The organism is Adlercreutzia rubneri, from assembly GCF_009755265.1.
GTDB classification, from domain to species: Bacteria; Actinomycetota; Coriobacteriia; order Coriobacteriales; family Eggerthellaceae; genus Adlercreutzia; species Adlercreutzia rubneri.
On the sequence record NZ_WPOO01000001.1, the window covers coordinates 296,113 to 319,667 of the forward strand.

Sequence of the window (23,555 nt, forward strand, 5' to 3'; positions counted from 1 at the left end):
TTCTCTTGTTGCCTTTTCTATTTCCTAATCTCGCGAGCTGCGGGAGAGGGCCACTTTGCCGGTGCGGACAGTTTCCTTGATGCCGTAGGCGCGCAGCAGATCCTCCAGGCCCCGAAGCTTCGCGTCGTCGCCGGTGGCCTCGATGGTCAGCGAGCTTTTGCCCACGTCCACGATCTTCGCGCGGAAGATGTTGGCGATCTCGATGATCTCGCTGCGGCGCTCGGACGCGGCGTTCACCTTGAACAGCACCAGCTCGCGCTCGATGGCGCCCTCATCGGTGAGGTCGGTGATCTTGTGCACGCTGATGAGCTTGTGCAGCTGCTTGGTGATTTGCTCGTAGGCCACGTCGTCGGCGAGCACGATGGCGGTGACGCGCGAGAGGGTGGGGTCTTCGGTAGGGCCCACGGACAGCGACTCGATGTTGAAGCCGCGCCGGGAGATGAGGCCTGTCACACGGGACAGCACGCCGGGGCGGTTCTCAACCAGGACGGACAGAACGTGCTTCATCGCGCGCCCCCCTTCTCTTCGTCGCCGTCGCGGAACAGCGTCTTCCAGTCTTCGGGGCGCACGTCCACGGTGGAGCCGTCCTGGCCCAAACGGGCGCCTGTGTCCTCGGGGTCTATCTCCCAGCGGCCGCCGAACTGGGCGTCCAGCTTGGCGCAGGGAGAGGTGGCGGCCGCCGCGCCGGCCGCGGCCGCCCGGGCCCGCAGAGAACCCGGGGCGGCGGGCACATCGGTGCGCACGGCGCCCACGGCCACGTCGATCGCCCCCATGACATCGCCCAAAGCCGCCCCCGGCGCCACCATGGGATAGACGTTCTGCTCGGGAGAGATGGCCACATCCAAGAGGTAGGGCCCCTCCGCGGCCAGCATGCGCTCGATAGCAGCAGTGACCTCGCCGGGCGCCTCCACGCGTTCGCCCTCCCAGCCGTAGGCCTCCGCCAGCTTCACGAAGTCGGGCACGGGCGCAAGCAGCGTCTGAGAATAGCGCTTGTCGTAGAACAGCTTCTGCCACTGGTGGACCATGCCGAGGCAGCGGTTGTCCAGGATCATGACCTTCACGGGCACGCCGTTGATGGCGGCCGTGGCCATTTCCTGGGAGTTCATCTGGAACGACCCGTCGCCGGCGATGCAGACCACCGTGGCGTCCGGGTTGGCCACCGCCGCTCCGATGGCGGCCGGGAAGCCGAAGCCCATGGTGCCCAGACCCCCGGAGGAGAGGAAGGTGCGCGGGAACTCCCGGGGCAGGAACTGGTGCGCCCACATCTGGTGCTGGCCCACCTCGGTGGTGACGATGGAGGCCGCCGGATCCAGCTGGCGTCCTAGCTCGGCAATGGCGAGCTCGGGGACGATCTCGTCGCTCTCCTCGTTCTCGGCCATGTTCGGGTGGTAGAACGGGTAGCGGGCGCGCCACGCGTCGATGTCGGCGATCCACTGGTCGTCTCGCGGGGCGGCGCCGTCCTTCTCGAGCACCTCGAGCATGCCGGCGATGATACCCTTCAGATCGCCCACAATGGGCACATCGGCATCGCGGATCTTCCCGATCTCCGCCGGGTCGATGTCGATGTGCACGATCTTCGCGTTGGGGGCGAACTCGGTGACGCGTCCGGTGACCCGGTCGGAGAAGCGCGCGCCGGCGGCGATGATGAGGTCGGCCTCGGTCATGGCCATGTTCGAGTACTTCGCCCCGTGCATGCCCACCGGCCCCAAGTTCAGCGGATGGCTCGCGGGCACGCCGCCCTTGCCCATGAGGGTGACGACGGAGGGAATGCGCATCTTGTCCATGAGGGCCACAATCTCGTCGGTTGCCTCCGACGAGATGACGCCGCCGCCGACGTAGAGCAAAGGTTGTTCTGCTTCTTCCAGAAGGCGGCAGGCGGCGCGAATCTGCTTGGCGTTGCCGCGATAGGTGGGCTTGTAGGAGGGCAGGTTCACCGCATCTGGGTACTCGAAGACCATGGTCTCGCCGGCCACGTCGCTCGGGATATCTATGAGCACGGGACCGGGGCGCCCCGTGACGGCGATGTGGAAGGCCTCGCGGATGGTGCGGGTGAGCTCGTCGGTGGATTGCAGCAGGTAGGAGTGCTTGACCACGGGCATCGTGATGCCCACGATGTCGGATTCTTGGAACGAGTCGGTGCCGATGACCCCCCGGCCCACCTGGCCGGTGATGACGACGAGGGGCACGGAGTCCATGTAGGCCGTGGCGATGCCGGTCACCGTGTTCGTGGCGCCCGGCCCCGAGGTGACGATGGCCACGCCGGCGCGCCCGGTGGAGCGGGCGTAGCCGTCGGCCATGTGCACGGCCCCCTGCTCGTGGCGGGCGAGCACGTGGGTGATCTGGTCGGAGTCGTACAGCGCGTCGTAGAGCTTGATGGCCTGGCCGCCCGGGTAGCCGAACACCGTCGTCACCCCCTCGGCCTCGAGGCTGGCGACGACGGCCTCGGCGCCAAGCATGGTGCGGCCCTGCTTGGCCGTGCGCGAGCCCGCACCCCGGGGCGCGCCTTGGGTGGCGGCGTTGCGCCGGACCGGCGTTGTCGGCTTGCCCTCGGCCGGCGTTGCCGCGCTTGCGGCTGCAGTGCTGTCGTTGATATCGCTCACAGGATGATCGCCCCCTTGTCGGCAGAAGTTACCAGTTTCGCGTACTTGGCCAACACGCCCGCATCGTGCTTGGGCGCCGGTGGCTCCCACGCCGCGCGCCGGCGCGCGAGCTCCTCGTCGCTCACGTTCAGCGTCAGCGCGCCGCCCTCGATGTCCACGGTGACGGAATCGCCCTCGCAGATGAGGGCGATGGGGCCGCCGGCCGCCGCCTCGGGGCTCACGTGCCCCACGGCCGGCCCCTTGGTGGCGCCGGAGAAGCGCCCGTCGGTGATCAGGGCCACCGAGGTGGAAAGCCCCATGCCGCAGATGGCCGAGGTGGGCGCGAGCATCTCGCGCATGCCCGGGCCTCCGGCCGGCCCCTCGTAGCGGATGACCACCACATCTCCCGGGGCGATCGCGCCGCCGTTGATGGCCGCGCAGGCCGCCTCTTCCGAATCGAACACGCGGGCCGGCCCGGTGTGGCATAACATGGACGGATCCACCGCCGCCTTCTTCACCACCGAGCCGTCGGGCGCCAGGTTGCCGTAGAGCACCTTGAGGGCGCCCTGGGCGGAATAGGGGTTCTCGCCCGTGCGGCACACCTCGCCGTCGGCCGGGGGGCAGCATCTCGCCAGGTACTCGGGCAGAGGCCCCATGCAGGTGAGCGCGCTCTCGTCCAGCAGCCCCAACCGCCCCAGCTCCCCCATGACCGCCGGCACGCCGCCGGCACGGTACAGGTCGATGAGCGGGCGCGGGCCGGAGGGCGCGAGCTTCACCAAGTGCGGCGTGCGCGCGCTGGCCGCATCCCAGTCGGCCATGGTGATGGGGCACCCCGCTGCGTTCGCGATGGCCGTCAGGTGCAGCACCGTGTTCGTGGAGCCGCCGAAGGCCATGTCGCATTCCATGGCGTTGCGCACGGCCGCCGCATTCAGAATGTCCTTGATGCGCACGTTATCGCGGAGCAGTTCCATCACCTTCATGCCCGCGCGCTTGGCCAGACGAATCCGCTCGGAGTAGACGGCCGGCACGGTGCCGTTGCCCGGAAGCGCGATGCCGAGCGCCTCGCACAGGCAGTTCATGGAGTTCGCCGTGAACATGCCCGAGCAGCTGCCGCAGGTGGGGCAGGCCGTGTCCTCGAAGTAGGCGAGCTCCTCTTCGGTCATGGTGCCGGCCGCCACCTTCCCTGCCCCGTCGAAGAGCGTGTTCAGATCGGTGGAGCCCTCCCCGTCCGGGCCCGTGCCGGGAAGCATGGGGCCGCCGGAGACGAACACCGTCGGCACGTTCGCCCGCAGCGCGCCCAAGATCATGCCGGGAACGATCTTGTCGCAGTTCGGGATGCACACCAGGCCATCGAAGGCGTGCCCCATGACGGCGCATTCCACGGAATCGGCGATGACCTCGCGCGATACGAGCGAGTAGTGCATGCCCTCATGGTTCATGGCGATACCGTCGCACACGCCGATGGTGGAAATTTCGAAGGGGACGCCACCGGCCATATAGATGCCGGCCTTCACGGCCTCGGCGATCTTGTCCAAGTGGGTGTGCCCGGGAATGACGTCGTTGCGCGAGCTCAGCACCGCGATGAAGGGGCGGTCCATCTCCTCGTCGGTGATGCCGTCCGCTTTGAGCAGGCTGCGGTGCGGCGCGCGCGCCACCCCTCGCTTGATCTGGTCGCTCCTCAGTTCCATAGGCCTCGCTTCCTCTCGCGCTGCGTCTCCAAATACACAAAAACCCGCTGCAAGATGCACCGGGCCGGAAAACGAGACAGCCGTGCGACGACGCGCACAGGGAGGCTCTACGACAGATAACGGTGTCGCCGGTCCGACGCTACTTGCCCCCTTCGGCCCGGCGGTAAGCCTGTCAACCGAAAGGTCGTTCGCACCGAACTGCTCAGAGGTGGCTTTTCGGGTCGCCCACCGCCTGCTCGCACCAACCGCAGGCTCTCTTCAGATGGGTTCGCCCCTACTTTTCCTCGTCAACGCATTTCATCGGTATTAACTTGGCTCGGGAGTTTAGCACTCCTGCGATCAATCGCAAGGCTTTTCGCTCATATTTCTACGGGAATCTGACGAAACGGGCACGGGCGGTGACAAATGGGCCGCGCCGCTGTGACGTTTGACGGTCCGTCATGGAAGCTGACCGGCCATTCCGTAGACTGTTCAGGAAAGGGAAACGTCTATTCAGGAGAGGATACGGCCATGAGCACCGCTACCGTCCATCGTCGCAAGCTGGCAACTACCGGGGCCGTCCCCTCGGGCGCCTCCGCAGCAAAGCCGAGGTCTCGCTCCCGCCGCCCTTCCATCATCGGCGGCCCCCGAAGCACCGTTCCCGTTCGGTCGCAAGGTGCCGAGCAACCGACACGGGCCGTCCGCGCCGCTTCCCTGCACCCGCGCCCCGCTGCCGCGGGCAACTTCGTGCCCGATCCGGTCACCCTCGGGCTGACCGAGCGCGCCGAGCACCCCATGCTCGCACCTTCGTTGCACGCCTTCCGCGCCTACGCCTCGAACCATCCGGAGTTCTCCGAGCTGAAGGCCCGGGGCCTCCTTCCCATGATGCGGGCCCACCAAGGATTGCGCCTGGCCATCTTCGGCGTCACCGCCGCCTTGGTGCTGCTTCTCGTAGCGCTTCTGGTCTACTGGTGGCTCCTTCCGGCTCCCGCCGCCGCCGACTCCCCTTACGCCACCGCCGATGCCGGCGCGGCCCAGAGCACGGCCGTGGACCGGTGGGGGCAGGGCACGGTGCCCTCCCTGTACCAGAACGACGCCTCTTGGGCCGACGTCCCCTACGGCCAGGCCACGTTGGCTTCCACCGGGGCTGCTCCCGTGGCGCTGGCCATGGCTTACGTGGCCGCGACCGGTGACACCGAGTACACCCCCGTCGCGTTCGCCCAATGGGCCACCGATCACGACCTGACCGCCGCCGGCACCGACACCGTCGCCTCGTTCCTGCAACAGGCCGGCTCCGCGTTCGGCCTGGCCGTCGAGCCGGTGGAAGTTGACGCGCAGACGCTGCGGCGCGCCATCGTCTCGAATGTGCCCGTGCTCGTCGTCACCCAGCCCGGCACCTTCGCGCCGACAACCTCGGTGGTGGTGCTCGACGACATCGACAAGGACTCCCGCATCGTGCTGCACGACCCGACGAGCCCGAGCCGCTCGGCCAAGAGCTGGGCCTTCGACGACATCACCGACGCCGCCGCGCTCGCTTTCACGGTGCATGAGGCGTGATTTGTCCCTAGGAGAGCCGACGGCTATGGGCTAAAGTGGAAGGGAACAGCCCCTTCGAAAGGAAGCCCTATGGATTATCGTCAAGTTACCGTGCACCCCGAGTCGCGCATCGCCCCCAACGCCACGTTGGTGGGCCATGTGGAAGTGGCCAAAGATGCCACGATCCTGTTCAATGCCACGCTGCGCGGCGATTACGGCAGCCGCATCGTCGTGGGCGAGGGCTCCAACGTGCAGGAGAACAGCTGTCTGCATCTCGATTACAACCAGGACTGCATCGTGGGCCGCGGCGTGACCATCGGCCACGGAGCTGTGGTGCATGGCTGCACCCTGGGCGACAACGTGCTCGTGGGCATGGGGGCCGTCGTCATGAACGGGGCCGTTATCGGCGCGAACTCGCTCGTGGCCGCAGGCGCCCTGGTGACCGAGGGCATGCAGGTGCCGGAAGGGTCGCTTGTGGTGGGCGTGCCGGCGAAGGTGCGCCGGACGCTGACCGAGGAGGAAATCGCCGGCAACCGCGAGGCGGCCGAGGGCTACGCCGTCATCGGCCGCGACCTGGCCGAGCAGGGCATCCTCTACTGGGGCGCCGACATCCCCGCCGACGCGCGCACCATCGCCCTCGCGCGGGACTAGCTAGAGGCGGCGCACTGCCAGATGAGTCCGTAGGGGCTGACCTTGGTCAGCCCCTAATGCTCGAAAGCCGTAAAGGCTATCGCATTGGCGCCGATCATCTCGCGACAGGGGGGCGACCGAGGTCGCCCCCCTACAGATGGGCTTTCGCACTAGTTTTCACGAGCGAAACGCGCTATATCTTGAGAAGAACCCCCTCAATAAGCCGGCAGAAGTCGGCTTCTCTTGTTTGGGCCACCTCGTGCACCTCCTCGTCGGAAGGGCTCGCGCCCTCCACGCCGCAGGCCATGTTGCTTACGAGCGAGATGCCGAGCACGCGCATCCCCACATGGCGCGCCGCGATGACCTCCTCGCACACGGACATGGCCACAGTGTCGGCGCCCCAAGAGCGGAACATCTGAATCTCCGCCGGCGTCTCGAAGGAGGGGCCGAGCAGGCCCAGGTAGACGCCCTCCTGCACGGGAATGGCCAGCGCCTCGGCAGTCTGCCGGGCCAGCTGGCGCAGGGCCGGGTCGTAAGCGTCCAACATGGAGAAGAACCGCGGCGCCATGGCGGCGGGCTCGGTACCGGTGATGGGGTTGCGCCCCGTGAAGTTCAGCTGGTCGGTCATGATGCAGAAGTCGCCGACGCGGTAGCTCTCGTTGATGGCGCCGGCAGCGTTGGTGGTGATGAGCGTACCAGCCCCGAGCCGGGCCATGAGCCACACGGGGAAGGCGACCTCTTGGGCGGTGTAGCCCTCGTAGCCGTGGAGACGTCCCTGCATGGCGAGCACCCGTTTGCCGCCCAGCATGCCGGCCACGAAGCGCCCCACGTGCCTGTTGGCCGTGGAGACGCCCATGCCGGGCACCTCGCCGAAGGGGACGAAGACGGGATCGGCGATGCGCTCGGCCAGAGGACCGAGCCCCGATCCCAAAATCAACCCGACTTCCGGCCGGAAAGCGCCCAGGCACTCCTCCATCACCGCCTGGGCCTCATCCAGCGTCCCCCTCAGGTTTTCCAGAGCCATAGAGAATATCCTTCCTAGCGTTTCGCCACCAGTACGCGGGGTCTTCCCGTCAGATCGTCCACGATATGCACGTCGACGAATCCCGCTTGCTCGGCCACGGCACGGGCGGCGTCCATGTGCCCCTCGTACAGCTCGCAGGCGAGCACGCCGCCAGGCTTCAGGGCCCGGGCGGCCCACTGGGCGAGCGGCCGGAACAGATCGAGCCCGTCGGCGCCCCCGTCCAGGGCGAGCGTCGGCTCGAAATCGGCCACCTCGCGCGGAATGCCAGCCATAACGGCGGTGGGCACGTAGGGCGGGTTGGAGACCACGGCGTCGAAGGTGCCCATGCGCTTCTCGCCGATGCCGGAGCCCAGCGAGCACTGCAGCACGGCCACGCGGTCGGCAAGCCCCAAGGCCTCGGTGTTTTCTTTGGCGAGCGCCACCGCCTCCGGCGCGACATCCGTGGCGATGACCCGCACATCCGGGTGCTCGTAGGCCAGCGAGCAGGCGATGCAACCGGATCCCGTGCACAGGTCGGCCACGAGAAGGCTTTTGCGAGTCTCATCCATGCCTGCAGACGAGGGGCGACCAAGGTCGCCCCCTACGGAGGAGTCCTCCGCAGCATCACTCGGTTCGGCTGCCGCATCAGCGTCGTCGTCATTCGCAGCCGAGGGGCGACCAAGGTCGCCCCCTACGGAGAGGGAAGCAGATTCCCCCGCCTCCTCCAGGGCCTTCTTCACGGCGGCGACAGCCTCGCGCTCCTGCTCGGCGGCCTCGGGGTTCCACGCCACATCGCGGGGGCCGGGCGTCGGCAGCGCCGCAAGCACTTCGCTCACGAGCACCTCGGTCTCGGGCCGCGGAATGAGCACACCGGGCCGCACCTTCACGTTGATGTGCCGAAAAGCCACTTCCCCAGTGATGTACTGCAAGGGCTCCCCGGCCCCGCGCCGCCGCACATAGTCGCGCAGCACCCCACGCTCGTCCTCCGAAAGCAGCCGATCGAAATTGACGAAGAGCTGCGTGCGCGAAAGTCCGCAGGCCTCGGAGAGCAGCCACTGCGCCGAGAGCCGGGGATTCTCATCCCCTTTGTCGGCCAGGTACCCTTCAGTCCATTCCAGCGCTTTCTTTATCGTCCATTCAGACATCGGGTTAACGGCCTTTCAGTAGTGTAGAAGTCAGGCGCGGACAGGAGGCGATGGTGCCGCGCGCAGTTCATTCAATGGCATCCGTGAAAGCCGCAACCCTTTGCAAGCCCTGCCATTGAATGCTGTTTGAGCACGGTGCCGTCGCCTCCTGGCCGCGCCGTCAGGTTGAGGCTAAACAGCAGCTTCCAGCTTTTGCGCGCGGTCGGCGGCCTGCAAAGCCGTGATCACGTCCCCCAGGTTGTCGCCCAGAAGCACCCCGTTGTAGGTGGAGTTGAACCCGATGCGGTGGTCGGTCACGCGGTCCTGCGGCCCGTTGTAGGTGCGGATCTTCTCGGAGCGGTCGCCGGAGCCGATCTGGGCCAGACGCTCGGCGCCCTCGGCGGCCTGCTGCTCGGCGAGCATCTTCTCGTAGAGGCGGGCGCGCAGCACGGCCATGGCCGCGATCTTGTTCTGCAGCTGCGACTTCTGGTCCTGGGACTGCACCACGAGACCCGTGGGCAGGTGCGTGATGCGCACGGCGGAGTCGGTCGTGTTCACGCACTGACCGCCCGGGCCGCCGGCGCGGTACACGTCGATGCGCAGGTCGCCCTCGTTGATCTCCACTTCCACCTCGTCGGCCTCGGGAAGGACGGCCACGGTGGCCGTGGAGGTATGGATGCGCCCCTGGGACTCGGTCTTGGGCACGCGCTGGACACGGTGCACGCCGGACTCGAACTTCATGACCGAGTACACGTGATCGCCCTTCACCTTGAACTGGATCTCCTTGAAGCCGCCGGCCTCGGAGGGCGAGGCGTCCATGGTCTCGGTCTTCCAGCCCTGGGCAGCGGCGAAGCGCTCGTACATCTTGTAGAGGTCGCCGGCGAAAATGGCGGCCTCGTCGCCGCCGGCCGCCGCGCGGATCTCCACGATGATGTCCTTTTCATCGGCCGGATCGGCCGGGATGAGCATGAACTTGATGTCCTCCTCCAGCTGGGGCAACCGGCCCTCGATGGAGGCGATCTCCTCCTGGGCAAACTCCTTCATGTCGGCGTCGGAGAGCATCTCCTTGGCCGCTTCCAAATCGTCCATGGCCGCCACGTACTCGGCTGCCTTCTTGGCGAGCGGACCTTGGGAGGCGTATTCCTTGGCGAGCCGGTTGTACTCCTTCTGATCGGCGAGCACTGCCGGATCGCCCATCTTGGCCTGCAGCTCGTCATAAGCCTCGATGATCTTCTGGAGCTTCTCTTTCATATCAGTTTCCTGCATGGGTGCTTCCTTTGCGTGAAACGGGTGTGTTGGAAAGCGCCCGAAGGCGCAACTTTGCATTGTAGCAGAAGGGACAAGACCCTGGCGCGCTATCTACTTAATGGCCGTCGTCTTCGGAATCTGGAACGTTGCAGACGCCGCCGGGGCAGCGCTCGGTGAGGTCGAAGGTACCGGCGTGGCGTGCGCCGGCGGCGGCCAGGCGCGCCTTCAGCTGGCGGTGCCGTTCGCGCTCGCGGCGGCGGTGCTCGGCCAGGATGCGGGCCACGGCGCGGGGCTGCTCGCGGATCTCGCGCAGCGCGCCGCCCAGCTCGGCGTTCACCGAATGGGCCGTGACGGAGGCCAGAAGCGGCATGAGGAACACGGTGACGCCGCCGGCGGCCACGAGCACGGAAGCGGTCTGCTGACTCATGGCATCGGCGGAGACGGCCACGCTGGTAACGGCCACGATGATAGGCAGCGCCGTGGTGCAGTAGAAGGCGACGGTCAGCCGCTCGCGCACGTCCATGGTGCGCGACTCGCGCCCCGTGGAAAGCCCCACGAAGATGGGGAGCGCCCGCACGAACAGCAAAAGCAGGATGAACAGCACGAGCAGCTCCGGCTGCGCGCCGATAGCCCGCACGTCCACCTTCGCCCCGGACACCACGAAGAACAGCGGCACGAGGAAACCGTAGGCGATGGCGTTGTGCTTCATCTCCATGGTCTGGTCGCCTGTAGGGATGAGGTAGCGCAGGATGAAGCCGGCGGCGAAGGCGCCGAGCACGATATCCAAATCGAAGACGGCGGAAACAGCCGTTAGGCCGATGAGCAGCAGATTCACCGAACGGATGACCATCTGCGTGTTGGTGTTGGCATTGGCGACGATGAACCGGTGCACATAGCCGCCGATGCGCTCGGCGATCTTCGGCACGGCGGCGGCCGCCACGGCGATGGCGAGGAACGCGAGGAGGATGACCACGGTCTGCCAGGTGGCCCGGGTCGAGAGCAAAAGCGCCATGGCGATGATGGGAAGCAGCTCGCCCCAGGTGCCGTAGGCGATGATCTCGTTCCCCATCCGCGTGCCCAGGATGCCGCGCTCCTGCAGAATGGGCAGAAGCGTGCCCATGGCCGTGGTAGTGAGCGCGATGACCACGGCGAGCCCGTCCAGCTCGAAGGCCGACAGCGTCGGCCAAATGGCCACGACGACGAACGCGATGGCGAAGGTGACCGCCCAGGTAGCAGCTCCGCGCTTCCCCTCCGTACCGGTGAGGTTCTTCGGCGATATCTCGTAGCCGGCGAGAAGGAACAGGAAGGCGAGGCCCAAATCCGACAGCAGGTTGATGGCGTCGGTAGACTGAATGGCACCGAGCCCGTGAGGGCCGAGCAGCGCCCCGGCCAGAAGAAGGAGCACCGTCTCGGGAATCGGCTTGCCCGGAATGAGTCCGGCGATGATGGGGCACGCGACGGACACCAGCGATATGAGGGCCAGCGAGACCAAATCGATCGCCATGACGCTTCCTTTCTCTCCCCTGCGCGAACGCGCGGTATTCGAGTCCACTATAGGCATTTTAACGAATGTGAGCGGCATGCAGGGAGCGGCGATGACAGACTGTTGAAGACGTGAGCGATTCAGCCGCAGATTATCTGCCGTCTGTGCCACGGTTTCGTGTCAGCCCCTTGACGCGGCGTCGCGTCGGCAGCGCCTTTGGCTAGAATACCAGGCGGAAGCGGATCCCAGCCGATGCGCGCCAAGGCGAGTTCGGCCCATTCCGCGCTATACGAACATCCATTTAGGAGGATATCATGGCTGAGGTAATCAAAACGGCTGACGAGTTCCAGACGAAGGTGCTCGAGGCGAAGACCCCGGTGCTCGTCGACTTCTTCGCCACCTGGTGCGGCCCGTGCCGTATGGTGGCGCCGGTCATCGACGAGATCGCGACCGAGAAGGCGGGGCAGGTGGCCGTCTACAAGGTGGACATCGATCAGAGTCCGGACCTGGCCTTCAAGTATCAGGTCTCCAGCGTGCCGACCCTCATCGTCTTCGAGAACGGCCAGATCAAAAATGAGCGCCTCGGCGCCCAGCCCAAGCAGAACATCCTCGCGATGCTCTAGTTTCAACAGAGGCAATGTTCAGCGGGAACACGGGGTGCCTTGACCGAGCGAGTTCCGCAGATGGCATCGAAGGCGCAAAGCTGCAGAGTACGCAAGATCGCCTCGCCTTCGATACCATCGAGGACTGTTTGAGCGAATCAAGGTACCCCGTGGTCCCGCCCGAGGGAGACCCACAACTATGACTGAACAAGTTACCGACAACCGCATGGGCGCGCCGGTGGGGCCCGATGAGGGCCAGGAGGTGTACGACCTCGCCATCATCGGCGCGGGCCCAGCCGGTCTCACGGCGGCGCTGTACGCGGCCCGCGCCGGACTCTCCACCGCGCTATTCGAGCGCCTCTCCCCCGGCGGCCAGTGCGCCCAAACCGAGCACTTGGAGAACTACCCCGGCTACACCCGATCCACCAGCGGCTTCGAGCTATCCATGGACATGTACGATCAGGCCCTCTCCTTCGGGGCGAAGGCCATCATGGAAGACGTCACCTCCGTGGACTTCTCCGCCGAGCCCAACAAGCTCGTCACGCCCTTCAACACCTACTTCGCCCGCACGGTCATCGTGGCCACGGGCGCGGTGGCCAGCCAGCTCGGGCTGCCCCGCGAGGATGAGCTGCGCGGCCGCGGCGTATCCTATTGCGCCACCTGCGACGGCAACTTCTATCGCGACAAGGACGTGGTGGTCGTGGGCGGCGGCAACACGGCGGCGGCCGACGTCATCTACCTCGCGCGCATCTGCCGCAAGGTGTACCTGGTGCACCGGCGCGACAAGCTGCGGGCCACGGCCATCTACCATGAACGCCTACGCGAGCTCGGCAACGTCGAGTTCTGCTGGGACAGCATTGCCGAGGAGTTCATCGCGGGCGAGAACGGGCGCGTGACGGGACTCAAGCTGCGCAACGTGAAGACTGACGACGAGCGAGTGCTTGCCGCCTCGGCCGTGTTCATCGCCATCGGCATGAGGCCCTACACCGCTTTTTTGGAGGGCGACCTGGAAACCGATGGCGGAGGCTATATCGTCGCCGACGCCATGGGCAGAACCACGATGCCCGGCGTGTTCGCCGCCGGCGACGTGCGCACCAAGGAGCTGCGCCAGGTGGTCACCGCCGTGGCCGACGGCGCCAACTGCGCCCAGTCCGCCTCAGAGTTTCTGGAGGCCAAGGAGGCCATTGAAGAGGCTCCCTCGGCGGTATAAAGACGTCCGAGCGCCGAAATCCCATTCATAAAAGAAGCGCGCCCGGATCCCGAAAAGGATCCGGGCGCGCCGTGTTGACCGACCGCGGCTCTAGTCCGTCGGGAAGAAGACGTCCATGCGGGCGTCTTCTTTCTGCTTGCCAGCGAGCGTTCCCACCACCATGAGGACGCCGGCCACCGCCACGCCGATGACGATCTGGTGCAAATCGGCCACTTTGAAGCCCGCGGCCATGGCGGCGCAGTAGGCCAACGTGCCGCCGGCGAGCGAGAGCAGAGCGCCCGTGGCGTTGGCCCGCTTCCAGAACAACCCGCAGACAAGCACGAACAGAAACGCCGTCTCCAGACCGCCGAAAGCGAACATGTTGATCTTCCAGATGACATCCGGCGGCACGATGGAGAGCACGAACACGAGCAGGCCCACCGCCAGCGTCACCGCCTGGCTGGAAAGGGCGACGGAGCGCTGGGAGGGCATGTGCCCGCGGTCGTCGCACCAGTGCAGATAGACGTCCTTGATGATGGCCGAGGACGACGAGATGAGCAGCGATGACACCGTGGAAATGGACGCGGCCACAGGTCCTATGATGGCGATGCCCGCCAACGCCGGCGGCAGCGAGGCCGTGATGACCGTCGGGATGATGTTGTCCACGCTGCCCCCGTAGGCGGCGAGGTCCTCCGTAAGAACACCGGCTGTAAGCACGCCGAGCGAGGTGACGCCGATCATCATGGCGCCGATGATGACGGTGCCCCAGATCATGGCGCGGTGCAGCGACTTCACGTCCTTGTAGCCCATGGTGCGCACCACCGATTGGGGCAGCACGAAGGTGAACACGCCCACGAGCAGCCACTGCGTAAAGTACAGAGACGGCGGCATGGCGCCCCCGGCGAAGGGCTCAAGCATCTCCGGGGAGGTCTCCTTGATGGAGGTCATGAGGGCCTCGTAGCCGCCCCCGGCCGTGAGAATGCCCCCGGCGAGCACCACGATGCCCACGAGCATCATGATGCCGCACAGGGTATCGGTCACGGCCACGCCGCGAAAGCCGCCAATGGTGGTGAACAGGATGACCGCCACCCCGAACAGCGCCAGGCCCACCAGGTAGGAGTACCCGGTCACCGCCTCAAAGAGCTTCGCGCCGCCGACGAACTGGGCCACCATGGTGGCGGCGAAGAACAGCACGATGACGAGCGCCGATAAGTTTGCGAGCGCATTGGACCCGTAACGGGCGCGAATCACGTCGACCACCGTGACGGCGTCCAGCTTGCGGGAGATGAGCGCCATCTTCTTCCCGAAAATGCCGTACAGAAGCACCAGCGCCGTCACCTGCACCACGGCCATGTACACCCAGCCGAAGCCGATCTGCCACGCCTGGCCGGGGCCGCCCACAAAGGAGCTCACCGAGCCATAGGTGGCGATGGTGGTCATGGCCAGCACGAAGCCGCCAAGGGCACGGTTGCCGATGAAGTAGCTGTTGACGAAGCCGCCCCCGGCCGCATCAGCGCGGCGACGCACGACGATGCTCGCCGCCAGGGCAACGAGGAGGAAGAGGACAAGCGGGATGAGGGAGGCGAGACTAGCCACGGCGGGCCTCCTCCCCTTCAGCGTCCGTTGCGCCGGCAGTGGCTGCACCGACTACAGCCTCGGCGTCATCGTCGAGGCTGAAATCCGCGAAGACGCAACGGGCAAGCACGACGACGCAGACGATAGCCGCGATCCACGGACCGATTGTGCCCCCGATGATCCACAGCGGCGTCGAGAACACCTCGATGCCGCAGCCGGCAAGCCCGATACCGCCCACAAGCCACACAGCCACGATGACCGCCAGCGCGATGACGGTCGCCACCGCCTCCCGGTTGGCCTGGCGCATCTTGGCGCCATAGGTGGAAAACGTTCTCCTCATGCCCATCTCCTCTCGCCACCGGCCTTCCGCCCCCTTCGGCATCCGGCCCCTTCGATCCCGCGCTCGTTCCTTCGGAACGTAAAAAGCTCCGAGGGCAGTGTACCCTCGGAGCCTTGCGTTTGACGCGGTGTTACCTATAGTTTCTGGCTATAGGTCTAGATGGCGGCGTCCCTGATCACGTCGATGAACTTCTGGCGATCCCACTGGCCCAAATCGCCCTCCGAGCGCTCGCGCACGCTGACGAGCTTCTCCTCGACCTCCTTGTCGCCCATGACGATCATGTAGGGGATCTTCTGGCTCTGGGCCTTCGCGATCTTCACCTTCATGGGCTCGTTCTGATCCATGACCTCCACGCGGCCGCCCACGGCCTTCAGCTCGCCGGCGAACTCGGCCGCCGCCTCCTTGTGGCGGTCGGCGATGGGGATGACGGCCACCTGCACCGGGGCCAGCCACAGCGGCAGCGCGCCGGCATAGTGCTCGATCAAGATGCCGAGGAAGCGCTCGATGGAGCCGAAGATGGCGCGGTGCAGCATCCAGGGGGTCTCCTCGGTGTTGTCCTCGGTGCGGTAGGTCAGCCCGAAGCGCATGGGCATGTTGAAGTCGATCTGCACTGTGGAGCACTGCCAGGTGCGCCCGATGGCGTCCTTCACCTTGATGTCGATCTTCGGCCCGTAGAAGGCGCCGTCGCCCTCATTGATGTCGTAGGCCAGGCCGCGACGCGCGCAAGCCTCCTTCAGCGAGTCGGTGGCGTGCTCCCACATGTCGTCGGTGCCGATGGACTTGTCCGGGCGCGTGGAGATCTCGGCCTCGTAGGTGAAGCCGAAGGTGCCCATGATGTAGTCGACCAGCTCCAGGATGGCGACTACCTCGTCGACCACCTGGTCTTTGGTGCAGAAGATGTGGGCGTCGTCCTGGGTGAAGCCGCGGGCGCGCAAGAGGCCGTGGACCACGCCGGACATCTCGTGGCGGTACACGGTGCCGAACTCGAAGTAGCGCAGCGGCAGATCGCGGTAGGAGTGCAGCTCGTTCTTGTAGATGATCACGTGCCCCGGGCAGTTCATGGGCTTCACGCCGTACTCGGAGTAGCGAGGCTCCTCATCGGTGCCCTCGTTGATCTGGAAGAAGTACATGTTCTCGTGGTAGAAGCCGTAATGGCCGGAGGTCTTCCACACATCCGCGTTGTAGATGTGCGGAGTGATGACCTCCTCGTAGCCGCGCTCGTACAGATCGCGGCGCAGCCACTCCTGCAAGGTGCGGATGACGCGCGCGCCCTTGGGAAGGTACAGCGGCAATCCCACGCCGGCCATGGGCTCCATCATGTAGATGCCCAGCTCGCGCCCGAGCTTGCGGTGGTCGCGCTTCTCGGCCTCCTCCAGGTTGTGCAGGTACTCCTCCAGCTCCTTTTTGCCGAAGAACGCCGTGCCGTAGATGCGGGTGAGCATCTCGTTGTCCGAGTCGCCCTTCCAGTAGGCGCCGGCCACCTTGGTGAGCTTGTAGGCGCCGAGCTTGCCGGTGTCGGGCACGTGCGGCCCGCGGCACAGGTCGGTGAAGTCGCCGAGCTGGTAGATGGAGATGGTCTCGTCCTCGGGCAGCTCGTCGATGAGCTCGAGCTTGAGCGGCTGGTCGGTGAAGATCTCCCGCGCCTCGTCGCGGCTGACCTCGCGACGGACGATGGCGGCGCCGGACTTGGCGATCTCGGCCATGCGGGCCTCAATGGCGGCGAAGTCGTCCGGCGAGACGGTCACGCCCTCGGGCAGCTCGATGTCGTAGTAGAAGCCGTTCTCGATGGCCGGGCCGACGCCGAACTTCACACCGGGGTACATATCGGTGAGGGCGGCGGCCAGAAGATGGGCCGTGGAATGGCGCATGAGCTCGAGGCCCTCGTCGCTCTTGGCGGTGACGATGGCCACGGAATCGCCGTCGGAGACGACGGTGTCCAAGTCGACGGGGGTGTCGTTGACGATGCCGGCCAGCGCCGCGCGGGCGAGCCCCGCGCCGATGGAGGCGGCCACGTCGGCGACGGTGGCGCCCTCTTCCAGCTCCTTGACGGATCCGTCGGGCAGTACGATGTTCATGGAACTCCTTTCCTCGCGCCGGGCGCGCACAGAGCGCCTGCGCGGTTTCCGCCGGGGCGTTGACTACCCCGACTCCGTTTCGAAGCACCGGGATTCCGATGCTCCCCTATTAAAACAGAGCCGCACGGGGGCGGCTCTGCCTTTAGGCTAACTTGTTGAAAAAAGCCTAGCCCTGGCTGGCCGGGCGGCTCTGACGCGCCTGGCCAGAGGGGCGACGCTGACGCGTGGCATGCGGAGCAGGGGCGCCCACGGGTGTGGCGCAGTAAGGGCAGACCGTCCAAGAGGGCTCAAGCGCGTGGTTGCAGCGCATGCAGAGGTTCTTCAGTTGCGTGTGGCAGTTCGGGCACAGGACAAAGTCCGCCTCTACGGGATAGCCGCAGTTGGCGCATTCGCCGTACTTCATGAGCTGGCGCTGTTTGAGCGCGATCTCCAGCTCCTGCTCGTCGCGATCGAGTTGGAGCAGCGGAGGGCGCAGCAAGCAGTAGGCCACCAAGCCCAGCACCGGCACGAGCGCCACCACGGCCCAGATGTACCAGGCGGTGCCGCGCAGATAGGCGTCGCGCACGACCCACACGATGGAAAGCACGTACAAAATGACCAGCAGAACCAAGACAACAGTAAAGGCCGCCTGCATCTCCGGCGTCCACAGCTGGGCAAGAAGCTCGCTCATATCAACCTCTTCTGATTCGAGTGCAATTGATGACGTGTCGGCCCATTATAGCAAACCTGCAAGCAAGTGAACCCCACCTGCACGAACGCACCGTATATTCCGCCGAGGGCGAGAGACGAAAGCACATTGGTTGCTGTTAGAGGATGAGCAACTTCAGACTCCCAGTTCCCGGAAGAGCTCGTCGCGACGAGCGGGATCGGACGCCGCTTGCGCAAGGTCGTCGACACGGCCGGCCTCTATGAGCCGGGATGCCAGGGCGGCGAATCGCGCGGAACCCTCCTCGCGACCTTCTTGGCGACCTTCCTCGCGCGCCTCCTCGCAGGCTATGCGGCCGTTTATGCGCTCGCGCCGCGCGGCGTTCTCCACGATCGTGCTCACCGACCACACCTTGTCCACCCACTCTCGATCCTCGTTGGCCCGCCCGACCGCTGCCTCTATCTTGCGCGAGAGCGATCCCAGGGCCTTGCCCGTCTGGGCATATCTTAACAGATCGAGCAGATCGCCGCCCGGCGCGTCCTCCCATGCCCGGGCGTTCAGCGCGAGCCAGTGCGAGGCATCCCCGAGCCGCAATTCGGGGACCTCGTCGCATCGGCGCTCGAGATGGTAGACGGGCAGGTCGTACCCGAAGGGATCCTGGCTGCACAGGAAGACGACGAAGCTCTCGGGCAACCGGTCGTAGTCGTCCCCAGCGGGAAGCTCCCTCACATCCAGGACAGCCTGGTAGTACCGGAAGCGCTTCCCGGCAGAGCCGAACCGCAGAAACGACGCGGGGATGTCCCGTTTCGTTCCCCGCGCTGACCGCAGTCGCGTCGCAGCGCATTCTCGCCGCGCGAAGTTGCAAAACTCCGTAGGGGCGGCGCTTGCGCCGCCCTCCCAAAAAAGGGAGATTCACGAAACTGAAAAGGGGCGACCAAGGTCGCCCCCTACGGATCAAATCACGAGTAATGCGGAATTGAAAAAGCTTACCCCAGCTCGGCGATCTGGGCGTCCAGACGGGCGAGCTTGTCGGTGAGGTCGGCGAGCTTGGCGCGGTCCTTCACGACGATCTCGGGGGCCGCCTTCGCCAGGAAGCCGGGGTTGGAGAGCTTCTTCTCGAACTTGGCGGCATCCTTGGCCACGCCCTCGCGCTCCTTCACGAGGCGGGCGCGCTCGGCGGCGAAGTCCACATGCCCCGCCAGCACGATGTACACCTCCAGGCCGCTTCCCAGCACCACAGCGGACTCGGCGGGCTTGGAAGCCTCCACGGCCACGTCGAACTCCTCCACGTTGGCGAGCTGGCGCACCAGATGTTCCTGGCCCAGAAGCAGCGCGGCATCGGTCTCGTCGGCCACCTTCACGGCCACGGGCAGCGCCGTCTTCGGGGAGATGCCGTAGCGCGCCCGGGTGGAACGCACGGCACCCACCACCTCGCACACCATGGCAATGGCCCGCTCGGCGTCCTCGTCCACATAGGCGGCGAGCTCGCCCGCATCGGGCCACGCGGCCACGATGAGCATCGGAGCCGCATCGGCATCCTTGGGCATCTCACCGTAGACCTGCTCGGTCACGAACGGCATGATGGGATGCAGAAGGCGCAGGATCTGCCCCAGCACGAACACGAGGTTGCGCTGGCACACGACGCGGTCGGCCGGATCGGCGTCGGCCCCCAGGCGCGCCTTCGAGAACTCGATGTACCAGTCGCAGAACTCGTTCCACACGAAGCTGTACAGCTCGCGGGTGATCTCGCCGAACTCGAAGTTATCGTAGGCCGCGTCCACCGCAGCGACGATCTTGGCCAGTCGCGAGAAGATCCAGCGGTCGGCCGGCGTGGTGGGCTCGGGCGCGCCGGGCTCATACCCTTCCAGGTTCATGAGCACGAAACGGCTCGCGTTCTTCACCTTGTTCGCGAAGTTGCGGGAGCTTTCCAGCTTCGCCTCGTTGAACTTCAAGTCCTGGGCGCCGGTCACCTGCATGAGCAGGCCGAAGCGCATGCCGTCGGCGCCGTAGTCCTCCATGAGGCGCAGCGGATCGACGCCGTTGCCGCGGCTCTTCGACATGGGCTTGCCGTCGGCGGCCATGACCGTCGGATGGATGATGACGTCGTCGAAGGGGATGGTCTCGTCGCAGCAGTACATGGAGGCCATGACCATGCGCGCCACCCACAGGCCCATGATGTCGCGGGCCGTGGAGAGCACCTGGGTCGGGTAGGCGTCGCGCATCTGCGGGGCGTCCATGCCCTCCTCGGTCCAGCCCATGGTGGCAAAGGGCCACAGCTGGCTGGAGAACCAGGTGTCCAGCACGTCCTCGTCCTGGCGCACCGGCGCGCCGCAGACCGGGCACACCTCGATTTCCTCCACCGAGGCGTCCTCCCAGCCGCAGGTGTCGCAGTAGAACATGGGAATGCGGTGGCCCCACCACAGCTGGCGGGAGATGCACCAGTCCTTCAGGTTGGCGAGCCAGTCCAGGTACACCTGCTTCCAGCGCGCGGGATGGAACTGGATGGAGCCGTCCTCCACCACGCGGGCCGCCGGCTCCTTCAGGGCGTCCACGGCCACGAACCACTGCTCGGACTCCCAGGGCTCCAGCTTGGTATGGCAGCGGTAGCAGGTCATTACGGAATGGTCGTGATCCTCCACGTGATCGAGCAGGCCCAGCTCGTCGAAGGCGGCCACGATGGCCTCGCGGGCCTCGTCGCGGTCCATGCCGGAGAACTTCCCGTAGCCTTCCACGACATGGGCCGTCTCGTCGAAGATGTTGATGCGCTCAAGACCGGCGCGCTCCCCCATGGCCCAGTCGTTGGGGTCATGCGACGGCGTCACCTTCACGCAGCCCGTGCCGAATTCGGTATCCACGTGCCAGTCGGCGAAGATGGGAATCTCGCGGTCCACGAGCGGCAGCTTCACCGTCTTGCCGACGAGGTGCCCGAAGCGCTCGTCCTTGGGATTGACGGCCACGCCGGTGTCGCCCAGCATCGTTTCGGGACGCGTGGTGGCGACGACCAGGTACTCCAGGCCGTCCACCGGCTCGGCGAGCGGGTAGCGCAGGTACCACAGATGCCCCGCCTCGTCCACGTACTCGGCCTCGTCGTCGGCGATGGCCGTGGTGCAGTGCGGGCACCAGTTCACGATGCGCTTGCCGCGGTAGATGATGTCCTCGTGGTACCAGTCGGTGAACAGCTTCCGCACGGCGCGCACGTAGGCCGGCTCGAGCGTGAAGTGCTCGTCGGAGTAGTCGCAGGAGCAGCCCATGCCCTTGATCTGGTTCACGATGGTGGTGCCGTACTCCTCGCGCCACTTGTAGCATTCCTCGATGAACGCCTCGCGGCCGATTTCCAAGCGCGAGATGCCCTGCTCGGCCAGACGCTTGTCCACCTTGGTCTGGGTGGAAATGCCGGCGTGATCGGTGCCGATGATCCAGCGGGTTTTAAAGCCCCGCATGCGGGCGCGGCGGATGCAGGCGTCCTGGATGGTGTCGTTCAGGGCATGCCCCATGTGCAGCACGCCGGTGATGTTCGGCGGCGGGATGACGATGGTGTAGGATTCGTCGGCATGCTCGCCGAAGCCCGGCGTGCGTTGGAAGTAGCCGGCGTCCTTCCACGCCTCGAAGATGGGCCGCTCCATGGCGGCGTAGTCGGTGGACTTCTTCTTGTCCTCGGACATAGGCCCTTGCCCTCGCTTTCCCTGATTGCTCGGTATAAAACAAGGCGGGCGGCACGCACGCGGCCGCCCGCCAGATTGCCTTGGGCGATTATCGCACAGAAGGCCCGCTGCCTTACGCAGAAAGAGCCACCTGAGCGCTTCCGTCGGCGATCTCGACGATCTCGGGGCGCGTCTCACCGGCGATATCGCTCGCGCGCACCGTGACGGAGGTGGCGCCCCTGTGCTCCGGCAAGTCGTACATGACGTCCATGAGCACGCGCTCGCAGATGGAGCGCAGGCCGCGGGCGCCGGTGCCGTGTTCCACCGCCTCATGGGCGATGGCGGAAAGCGCCGCCGGCTCGAAGGTGAGGCGCGAGTCCTCGAACTCGAACATGCGGGTGTACTGCTTGACGAGCGCGTTCTTCGGCTCGACGAGGATGCGGACGAGATCCTCCTCCGACAGCTCGTTCAGCGACGTGATGACCGGGATGCGGCCCACGAACTCGGGGATCATGCCGTACTTGTTCAAGTCCTCCGGCAGCACCTTCTTCAGAAGCTCGGCCTCGGACTCCTTCTTGGAGGCGGGCAGCTCGCTGGCGAAGCCGAGGGACGTGGTGCCCACGCGCTGGGCCACGATGTCGGCCAGGCCCACGAAGGCACCGCCCAGAATGAACAGGATGTTCGTCGTGTCGATGGGGATGAGCTCCTGCTGGGGGTGCTTGCGGCCGCCCTGGGGAGGCACGCTCGCCTCGCAGCCCTCGACGATCTTGAGGAGCGCCTGCTGGACGCCCTCGCCGGACACGTCGCGGGTGATGGAGAGGTTCTCGGCCTTGCGGGCGATCTTGTCGATCTCGTCGATGTAGATGATGCCGATCTCGGCCCGGGGCACCTCGAAGTCGGCGGCGGTGATGAGCTTGAGCAGGATGTTCTCCACGTCCTCGCCCACGTATCCCGCCTCGGTGAGCGTGGTGGCGTCAGCGATGGCGAAGGGCACCTTCAGCGTGCGGGCCAGCGTCTGGGCCAGAAGCGTCTTGCCCGAGCCGGTGGGGCCGATGAGCATGATGTTCGACTTGGCCAGCTCCACGTCGCCCTCCTGGGCGGCGGCGCCCATGGAGATTCGCTTGTAGTGGTTGTAGACGGCCACGGAAAGGGCGCGCTTGGCCTCCTCCTGGCCGACGACGTGCTCGGACAGGCGCGCGTACAGCTCGTGGGGCGTCGGCAAATCTCCCAGCACCTCGGCCGGCGAGGGGGCGTTGTCGACCACGGGACTGGCCTGGCGCTCGACCTGGGCGGCCGGCGGGTTCATCCAGCCCATGCGGCGGGGATCGTCCTCCAGCATCTCCACCTCCTGGGCCATGGCGTAGCCCATGTCCCGCATCATGGCATCGGCGCACACCGAGATGCACTCGTCGCAGATATAGATGCCGTTGGGGCCGGAGATCATGGCGTTGACCTGGTCTCCGGTCTTGCCGCAGAAGGCGCAGAAATAATTGGTGTCAGTGGGGCCGTAATTGTCGTGACGATGGTTCATGGGGTCTTATTCGCTCTTCTTCTCTCCGGGCATGGCGCCGTGATGGTAGATGATCTCGTCGACGAGGCCGTATTCCTTGGCCTCCTCCGCGGTCATGTAGTTGTCGCGCTCGGTATCGAGCTGAATCTTCTCGATGGACTGGCCGGTGTTCTCGGACAGGATCTTGTTCAGGCGCTTGCGCGTCTTCAGCATGAAGTCGGCCACGATGGCGATTTCCGTCTGCTGGCCCTGGGCGCCGCCCAAGGGCTGGTGGATGAGCACCATGGAGTTCGGCAGCACGAAGCGCTTGCCCTTGGTGCCCGAGGAGAGGAGCACCGCGGCCATGGAGGCGCACTCGCCGATGCAGATGGTGGACACGTCGCACTTGATGAAGTTCATGGTGTCCAGAATGCCGAGGCCGGCCGTGACCGAGCCGCCGGGCGAGTTGATGTACAGGGAGATGTCCTTGTCCGGATCGGTGGCCTCCAGGTGCAAAAGCTGCGCCACGACCGAGTTGGCCACGTGGTCGTCGATCTGCTCGCCCAGGAAGATGATGCGGTCGTTGAGCAGGCGGCTGTAGATGTCGTAGCTGCGCTCGCCGCGCGGCGACTGCTCAATGACGTAGGGGATGAGGGCGTTGTTCACGCGTTCGATGCCCATAGATACCTCGCTTTCGTAAATAGGGCCGCTCGCAGCGGCCTCCACAT

19 protein-coding genes are annotated in these 23,555 nt (G+C 65.9%); 4 read left to right on the forward strand and 15 right to left on the reverse strand.

What is annotated here, in order from left to right; translation table 11 throughout:
• Positions 1 to 24: 24 nt before the first annotated feature.
• From ilvN to ilvD, 3 genes are read right to left on the reverse strand one after another with little or no spacing between them, the layout of a single operon-like run.
• Positions 25 to 507 (reverse strand): acetolactate synthase small subunit, encoded by a 483-nt coding sequence (gene ilvN, locus GO707_RS01300; RefSeq protein WP_157011680.1) that lies wholly within the window; start codon positions 505 to 507, stop codon positions 25 to 27.
• Positions 504 to 2,600, reverse strand: a complete 2,097-nt coding sequence (gene ilvB / locus GO707_RS01305; RefSeq protein WP_223901128.1) for a biosynthetic-type acetolactate synthase large subunit — start codon at positions 2,598 to 2,600, stop codon at positions 504 to 506. The genes ilvN and ilvB overlap by 4 nt, the downstream gene beginning before the upstream one ends.
• Entirely contained in the window at positions 2,597 to 4,267 is a 1,671-nt protein-coding gene (gene ilvD, locus GO707_RS01310) for a dihydroxy-acid dehydratase (RefSeq protein WP_157011682.1), read from the reverse strand. Before ilvD ends, ilvB begins: the two co-directional genes overlap by 4 nt.
• A 510-nt stretch (positions 4,268 to 4,777) precedes the next feature.
• Here ilvD and GO707_RS01315 point away from each other — a divergent pair.
• Positions 4,778 to 5,803 (forward strand): cysteine peptidase family C39 domain-containing protein, encoded by a 1,026-nt coding sequence (locus tag GO707_RS01315; RefSeq protein WP_198160963.1) that lies wholly within the window; start codon positions 4,778 to 4,780, stop codon positions 5,801 to 5,803.
• Positions 5,804 to 5,872: 69 nt separating this feature from the next.
• On the forward strand, positions 5,873 to 6,433 hold the full coding sequence (locus tag GO707_RS01320) for a gamma carbonic anhydrase family protein (protein WP_157011686.1): 561 nt from the start codon (positions 5,873 to 5,875) through the stop codon (positions 6,431 to 6,433).
• A gap of 172 nt (positions 6,434 to 6,605) precedes the next feature.
• Here the strand turns inward: GO707_RS01320 and GO707_RS01325 are convergent, their stop codons facing one another.
• The 4 genes from GO707_RS01325 to GO707_RS01340 all read right to left on the reverse strand — a co-directional run bounded on the left by GO707_RS01325 (position 6,606) and on the right by GO707_RS01340 (position 11,291).
• The gene (locus GO707_RS01325; RefSeq protein WP_157011688.1) at positions 6,606 to 7,436 is read right to left on the reverse strand and encodes a purine-nucleoside phosphorylase; all 831 of its coding nucleotides are present in this window, start codon (positions 7,434 to 7,436) and stop codon (positions 6,606 to 6,608) included.
• Positions 7,437 to 7,450: 14 nt separating this feature from the next.
• Entirely contained in the window at positions 7,451 to 8,560 is a 1,110-nt protein-coding gene (locus GO707_RS01330) for a N5-glutamine methyltransferase family protein (protein WP_157011690.1), read from the reverse strand.
• Between the two features lie 171 nt (positions 8,561 to 8,731).
• Entirely contained in the window at positions 8,732 to 9,805 is a 1,074-nt protein-coding gene (gene prfA, locus GO707_RS01335; RefSeq protein ID WP_022739994.1) for a peptide chain release factor 1, read from the reverse strand.
• Positions 9,806 to 9,902: 97 nt separating this feature from the next.
• Positions 9,903 to 11,291: a cation:proton antiporter gene (locus GO707_RS01340; RefSeq protein WP_157011692.1), complete on the reverse strand. Its 1,389-nt coding sequence runs from the start codon at positions 11,289 to 11,291 to the stop codon at positions 9,903 to 9,905.
• Positions 11,292 to 11,584: 293 nt separating this feature from the next.
• On the opposite strand from GO707_RS01340, the gene trxA reads away from it, so the two are divergent.
• Together trxA and trxB are read left to right on the forward strand one after the other, a co-directional pair.
• Positions 11,585 to 11,893 carry a thioredoxin gene (trxA, locus tag GO707_RS01345; protein WP_114540266.1) on the forward strand — a complete coding sequence of 103 codons (309 nt, stop codon included), beginning with the start codon at positions 11,585 to 11,587 and terminating at the stop codon, positions 11,891 to 11,893.
• 178 nt (positions 11,894 to 12,071) lie between these two features.
• A complete protein-coding gene (gene trxB / locus GO707_RS01350) occupies positions 12,072 to 13,082 on the forward strand; it encodes a thioredoxin-disulfide reductase (protein ID WP_117284821.1) in 1,011 nt (336 codons plus the stop codon).
• A gap of 90 nt (positions 13,083 to 13,172) precedes the next feature.
• Here the strand turns inward: trxB and panF are convergent, their stop codons facing one another.
• The 8 genes from panF to clpP form a co-directional block, all read right to left on the reverse strand.
• The gene (gene panF / locus GO707_RS01355; protein ID WP_223901130.1) at positions 13,173 to 14,657 is read right to left on the reverse strand and encodes a sodium/pantothenate symporter; all 1,485 of its coding nucleotides are present in this window, start codon (positions 14,655 to 14,657) and stop codon (positions 13,173 to 13,175) included.
• The gene (locus GO707_RS01360) at positions 14,650 to 14,976 is read right to left on the reverse strand and encodes a YhdT family protein (protein WP_223901131.1); all 327 of its coding nucleotides are present in this window, start codon (positions 14,974 to 14,976) and stop codon (positions 14,650 to 14,652) included. The genes panF and GO707_RS01360 overlap by 8 nt, the downstream gene beginning before the upstream one ends.
• 155 nt (positions 14,977 to 15,131) lie before the next feature.
• Positions 15,132 to 17,051, reverse strand: a complete 1,920-nt coding sequence (gene thrS, locus GO707_RS01365; RefSeq protein WP_157011696.1) for a threonine--tRNA ligase — start codon at positions 17,049 to 17,051, stop codon at positions 15,132 to 15,134.
• Between the two features lie 166 nt (positions 17,052 to 17,217).
• On the reverse strand, positions 17,218 to 17,721 hold the full coding sequence (locus GO707_RS01370) for a zinc ribbon domain-containing protein (RefSeq protein ID WP_022740006.1): 504 nt from the start codon (positions 17,719 to 17,721) through the stop codon (positions 17,218 to 17,220).
• A 153-nt stretch (positions 17,722 to 17,874) separates the two neighbouring features.
• The gene (locus GO707_RS01375; protein WP_157011698.1) at positions 17,875 to 18,426 is read right to left on the reverse strand and encodes a hypothetical protein; all 552 of its coding nucleotides are present in this window, start codon (positions 18,424 to 18,426) and stop codon (positions 17,875 to 17,877) included.
• Between the two features lie 257 nt (positions 18,427 to 18,683).
• Entirely contained in the window at positions 18,684 to 21,359 is a 2,676-nt protein-coding gene (locus GO707_RS01380; RefSeq protein ID WP_157011700.1) for a valine--tRNA ligase, read from the reverse strand.
• Positions 21,360 to 21,471: 112 nt separating this feature from the next.
• The gene (clpX, locus tag GO707_RS01385) at positions 21,472 to 22,869 is read right to left on the reverse strand and encodes an ATP-dependent Clp protease ATP-binding subunit ClpX (RefSeq protein WP_157011702.1); all 1,398 of its coding nucleotides are present in this window, start codon (positions 22,867 to 22,869) and stop codon (positions 21,472 to 21,474) included.
• Between the two features lie 6 nt (positions 22,870 to 22,875).
• Positions 22,876 to 23,508 (reverse strand): ATP-dependent Clp endopeptidase proteolytic subunit ClpP, encoded by a 633-nt coding sequence (clpP, locus tag GO707_RS01390; protein ID WP_051353498.1) that lies wholly within the window; start codon positions 23,506 to 23,508, stop codon positions 22,876 to 22,878.
• Between the last annotated feature and the right edge of the window lie 47 nt (positions 23,509 to 23,555).

Coding starts and splice junctions, on each gene's coding strand:
- ilvN (WP_157011680.1), bottom strand. CDS start 507: ATGAAGCACGTTCTGTCCGTCCTGGTTGAGAACCGCCCCGGCGTGCTG.
- ilvD (WP_157011682.1), bottom strand. CDS start 4,267: ATGGAACTGAGGAGCGACCAGATCAAGCGAGGGGTGGCGCGCGCGCCG.
- GO707_RS01315 (WP_198160963.1), top strand. CDS start 4,778: ATGAGCACCGCTACCGTCCATCGTCGCAAGCTGGCAACTACCGGGGCC.
- GO707_RS01320 (WP_157011686.1), top strand. CDS start 5,873: ATGGATTATCGTCAAGTTACCGTGCACCCCGAGTCGCGCATCGCCCCC.
- GO707_RS01325 (WP_157011688.1), bottom strand. CDS start 7,436: ATGGCTCTGGAAAACCTGAGGGGGACGCTGGATGAGGCCCAGGCGGTG.
- GO707_RS01330 (WP_157011690.1), bottom strand. CDS start 8,560: ATGTCTGAATGGACGATAAAGAAAGCGCTGGAATGGACTGAAGGGTAC.
- prfA (WP_022739994.1), bottom strand. CDS start 9,805: ATGCAGGAAACTGATATGAAAGAGAAGCTCCAGAAGATCATCGAGGCT.
- GO707_RS01340 (WP_157011692.1), bottom strand. CDS start 11,291: ATGGCGATCGATTTGGTCTCGCTGGCCCTCATATCGCTGGTGTCCGTC.
- trxA (WP_114540266.1), top strand. CDS start 11,585: ATGGCTGAGGTAATCAAAACGGCTGACGAGTTCCAGACGAAGGTGCTC.
- trxB (WP_117284821.1), top strand. CDS start 12,072: ATGACTGAACAAGTTACCGACAACCGCATGGGCGCGCCGGTGGGGCCC.
- GO707_RS01360 (WP_223901131.1), bottom strand. CDS start 14,976: ATGAGGAGAACGTTTTCCACCTATGGCGCCAAGATGCGCCAGGCCAAC.
- thrS (WP_157011696.1), bottom strand. CDS start 17,051: ATGAACATCGTACTGCCCGACGGATCCGTCAAGGAGCTGGAAGAGGGC.
- GO707_RS01370 (WP_022740006.1), bottom strand. CDS start 17,721: ATGAGCGAGCTTCTTGCCCAGCTGTGGACGCCGGAGATGCAGGCGGCC.
- GO707_RS01380 (WP_157011700.1), bottom strand. CDS start 21,359: ATGTCCGAGGACAAGAAGAAGTCCACCGACTACGCCGCCATGGAGCGG.
- clpX (WP_157011702.1), bottom strand. CDS start 22,869: ATGAACCATCGTCACGACAATTACGGCCCCACTGACACCAATTATTTC.
- clpP (WP_051353498.1), bottom strand. CDS start 23,508: ATGGGCATCGAACGCGTGAACAACGCCCTCATCCCCTACGTCATTGAG.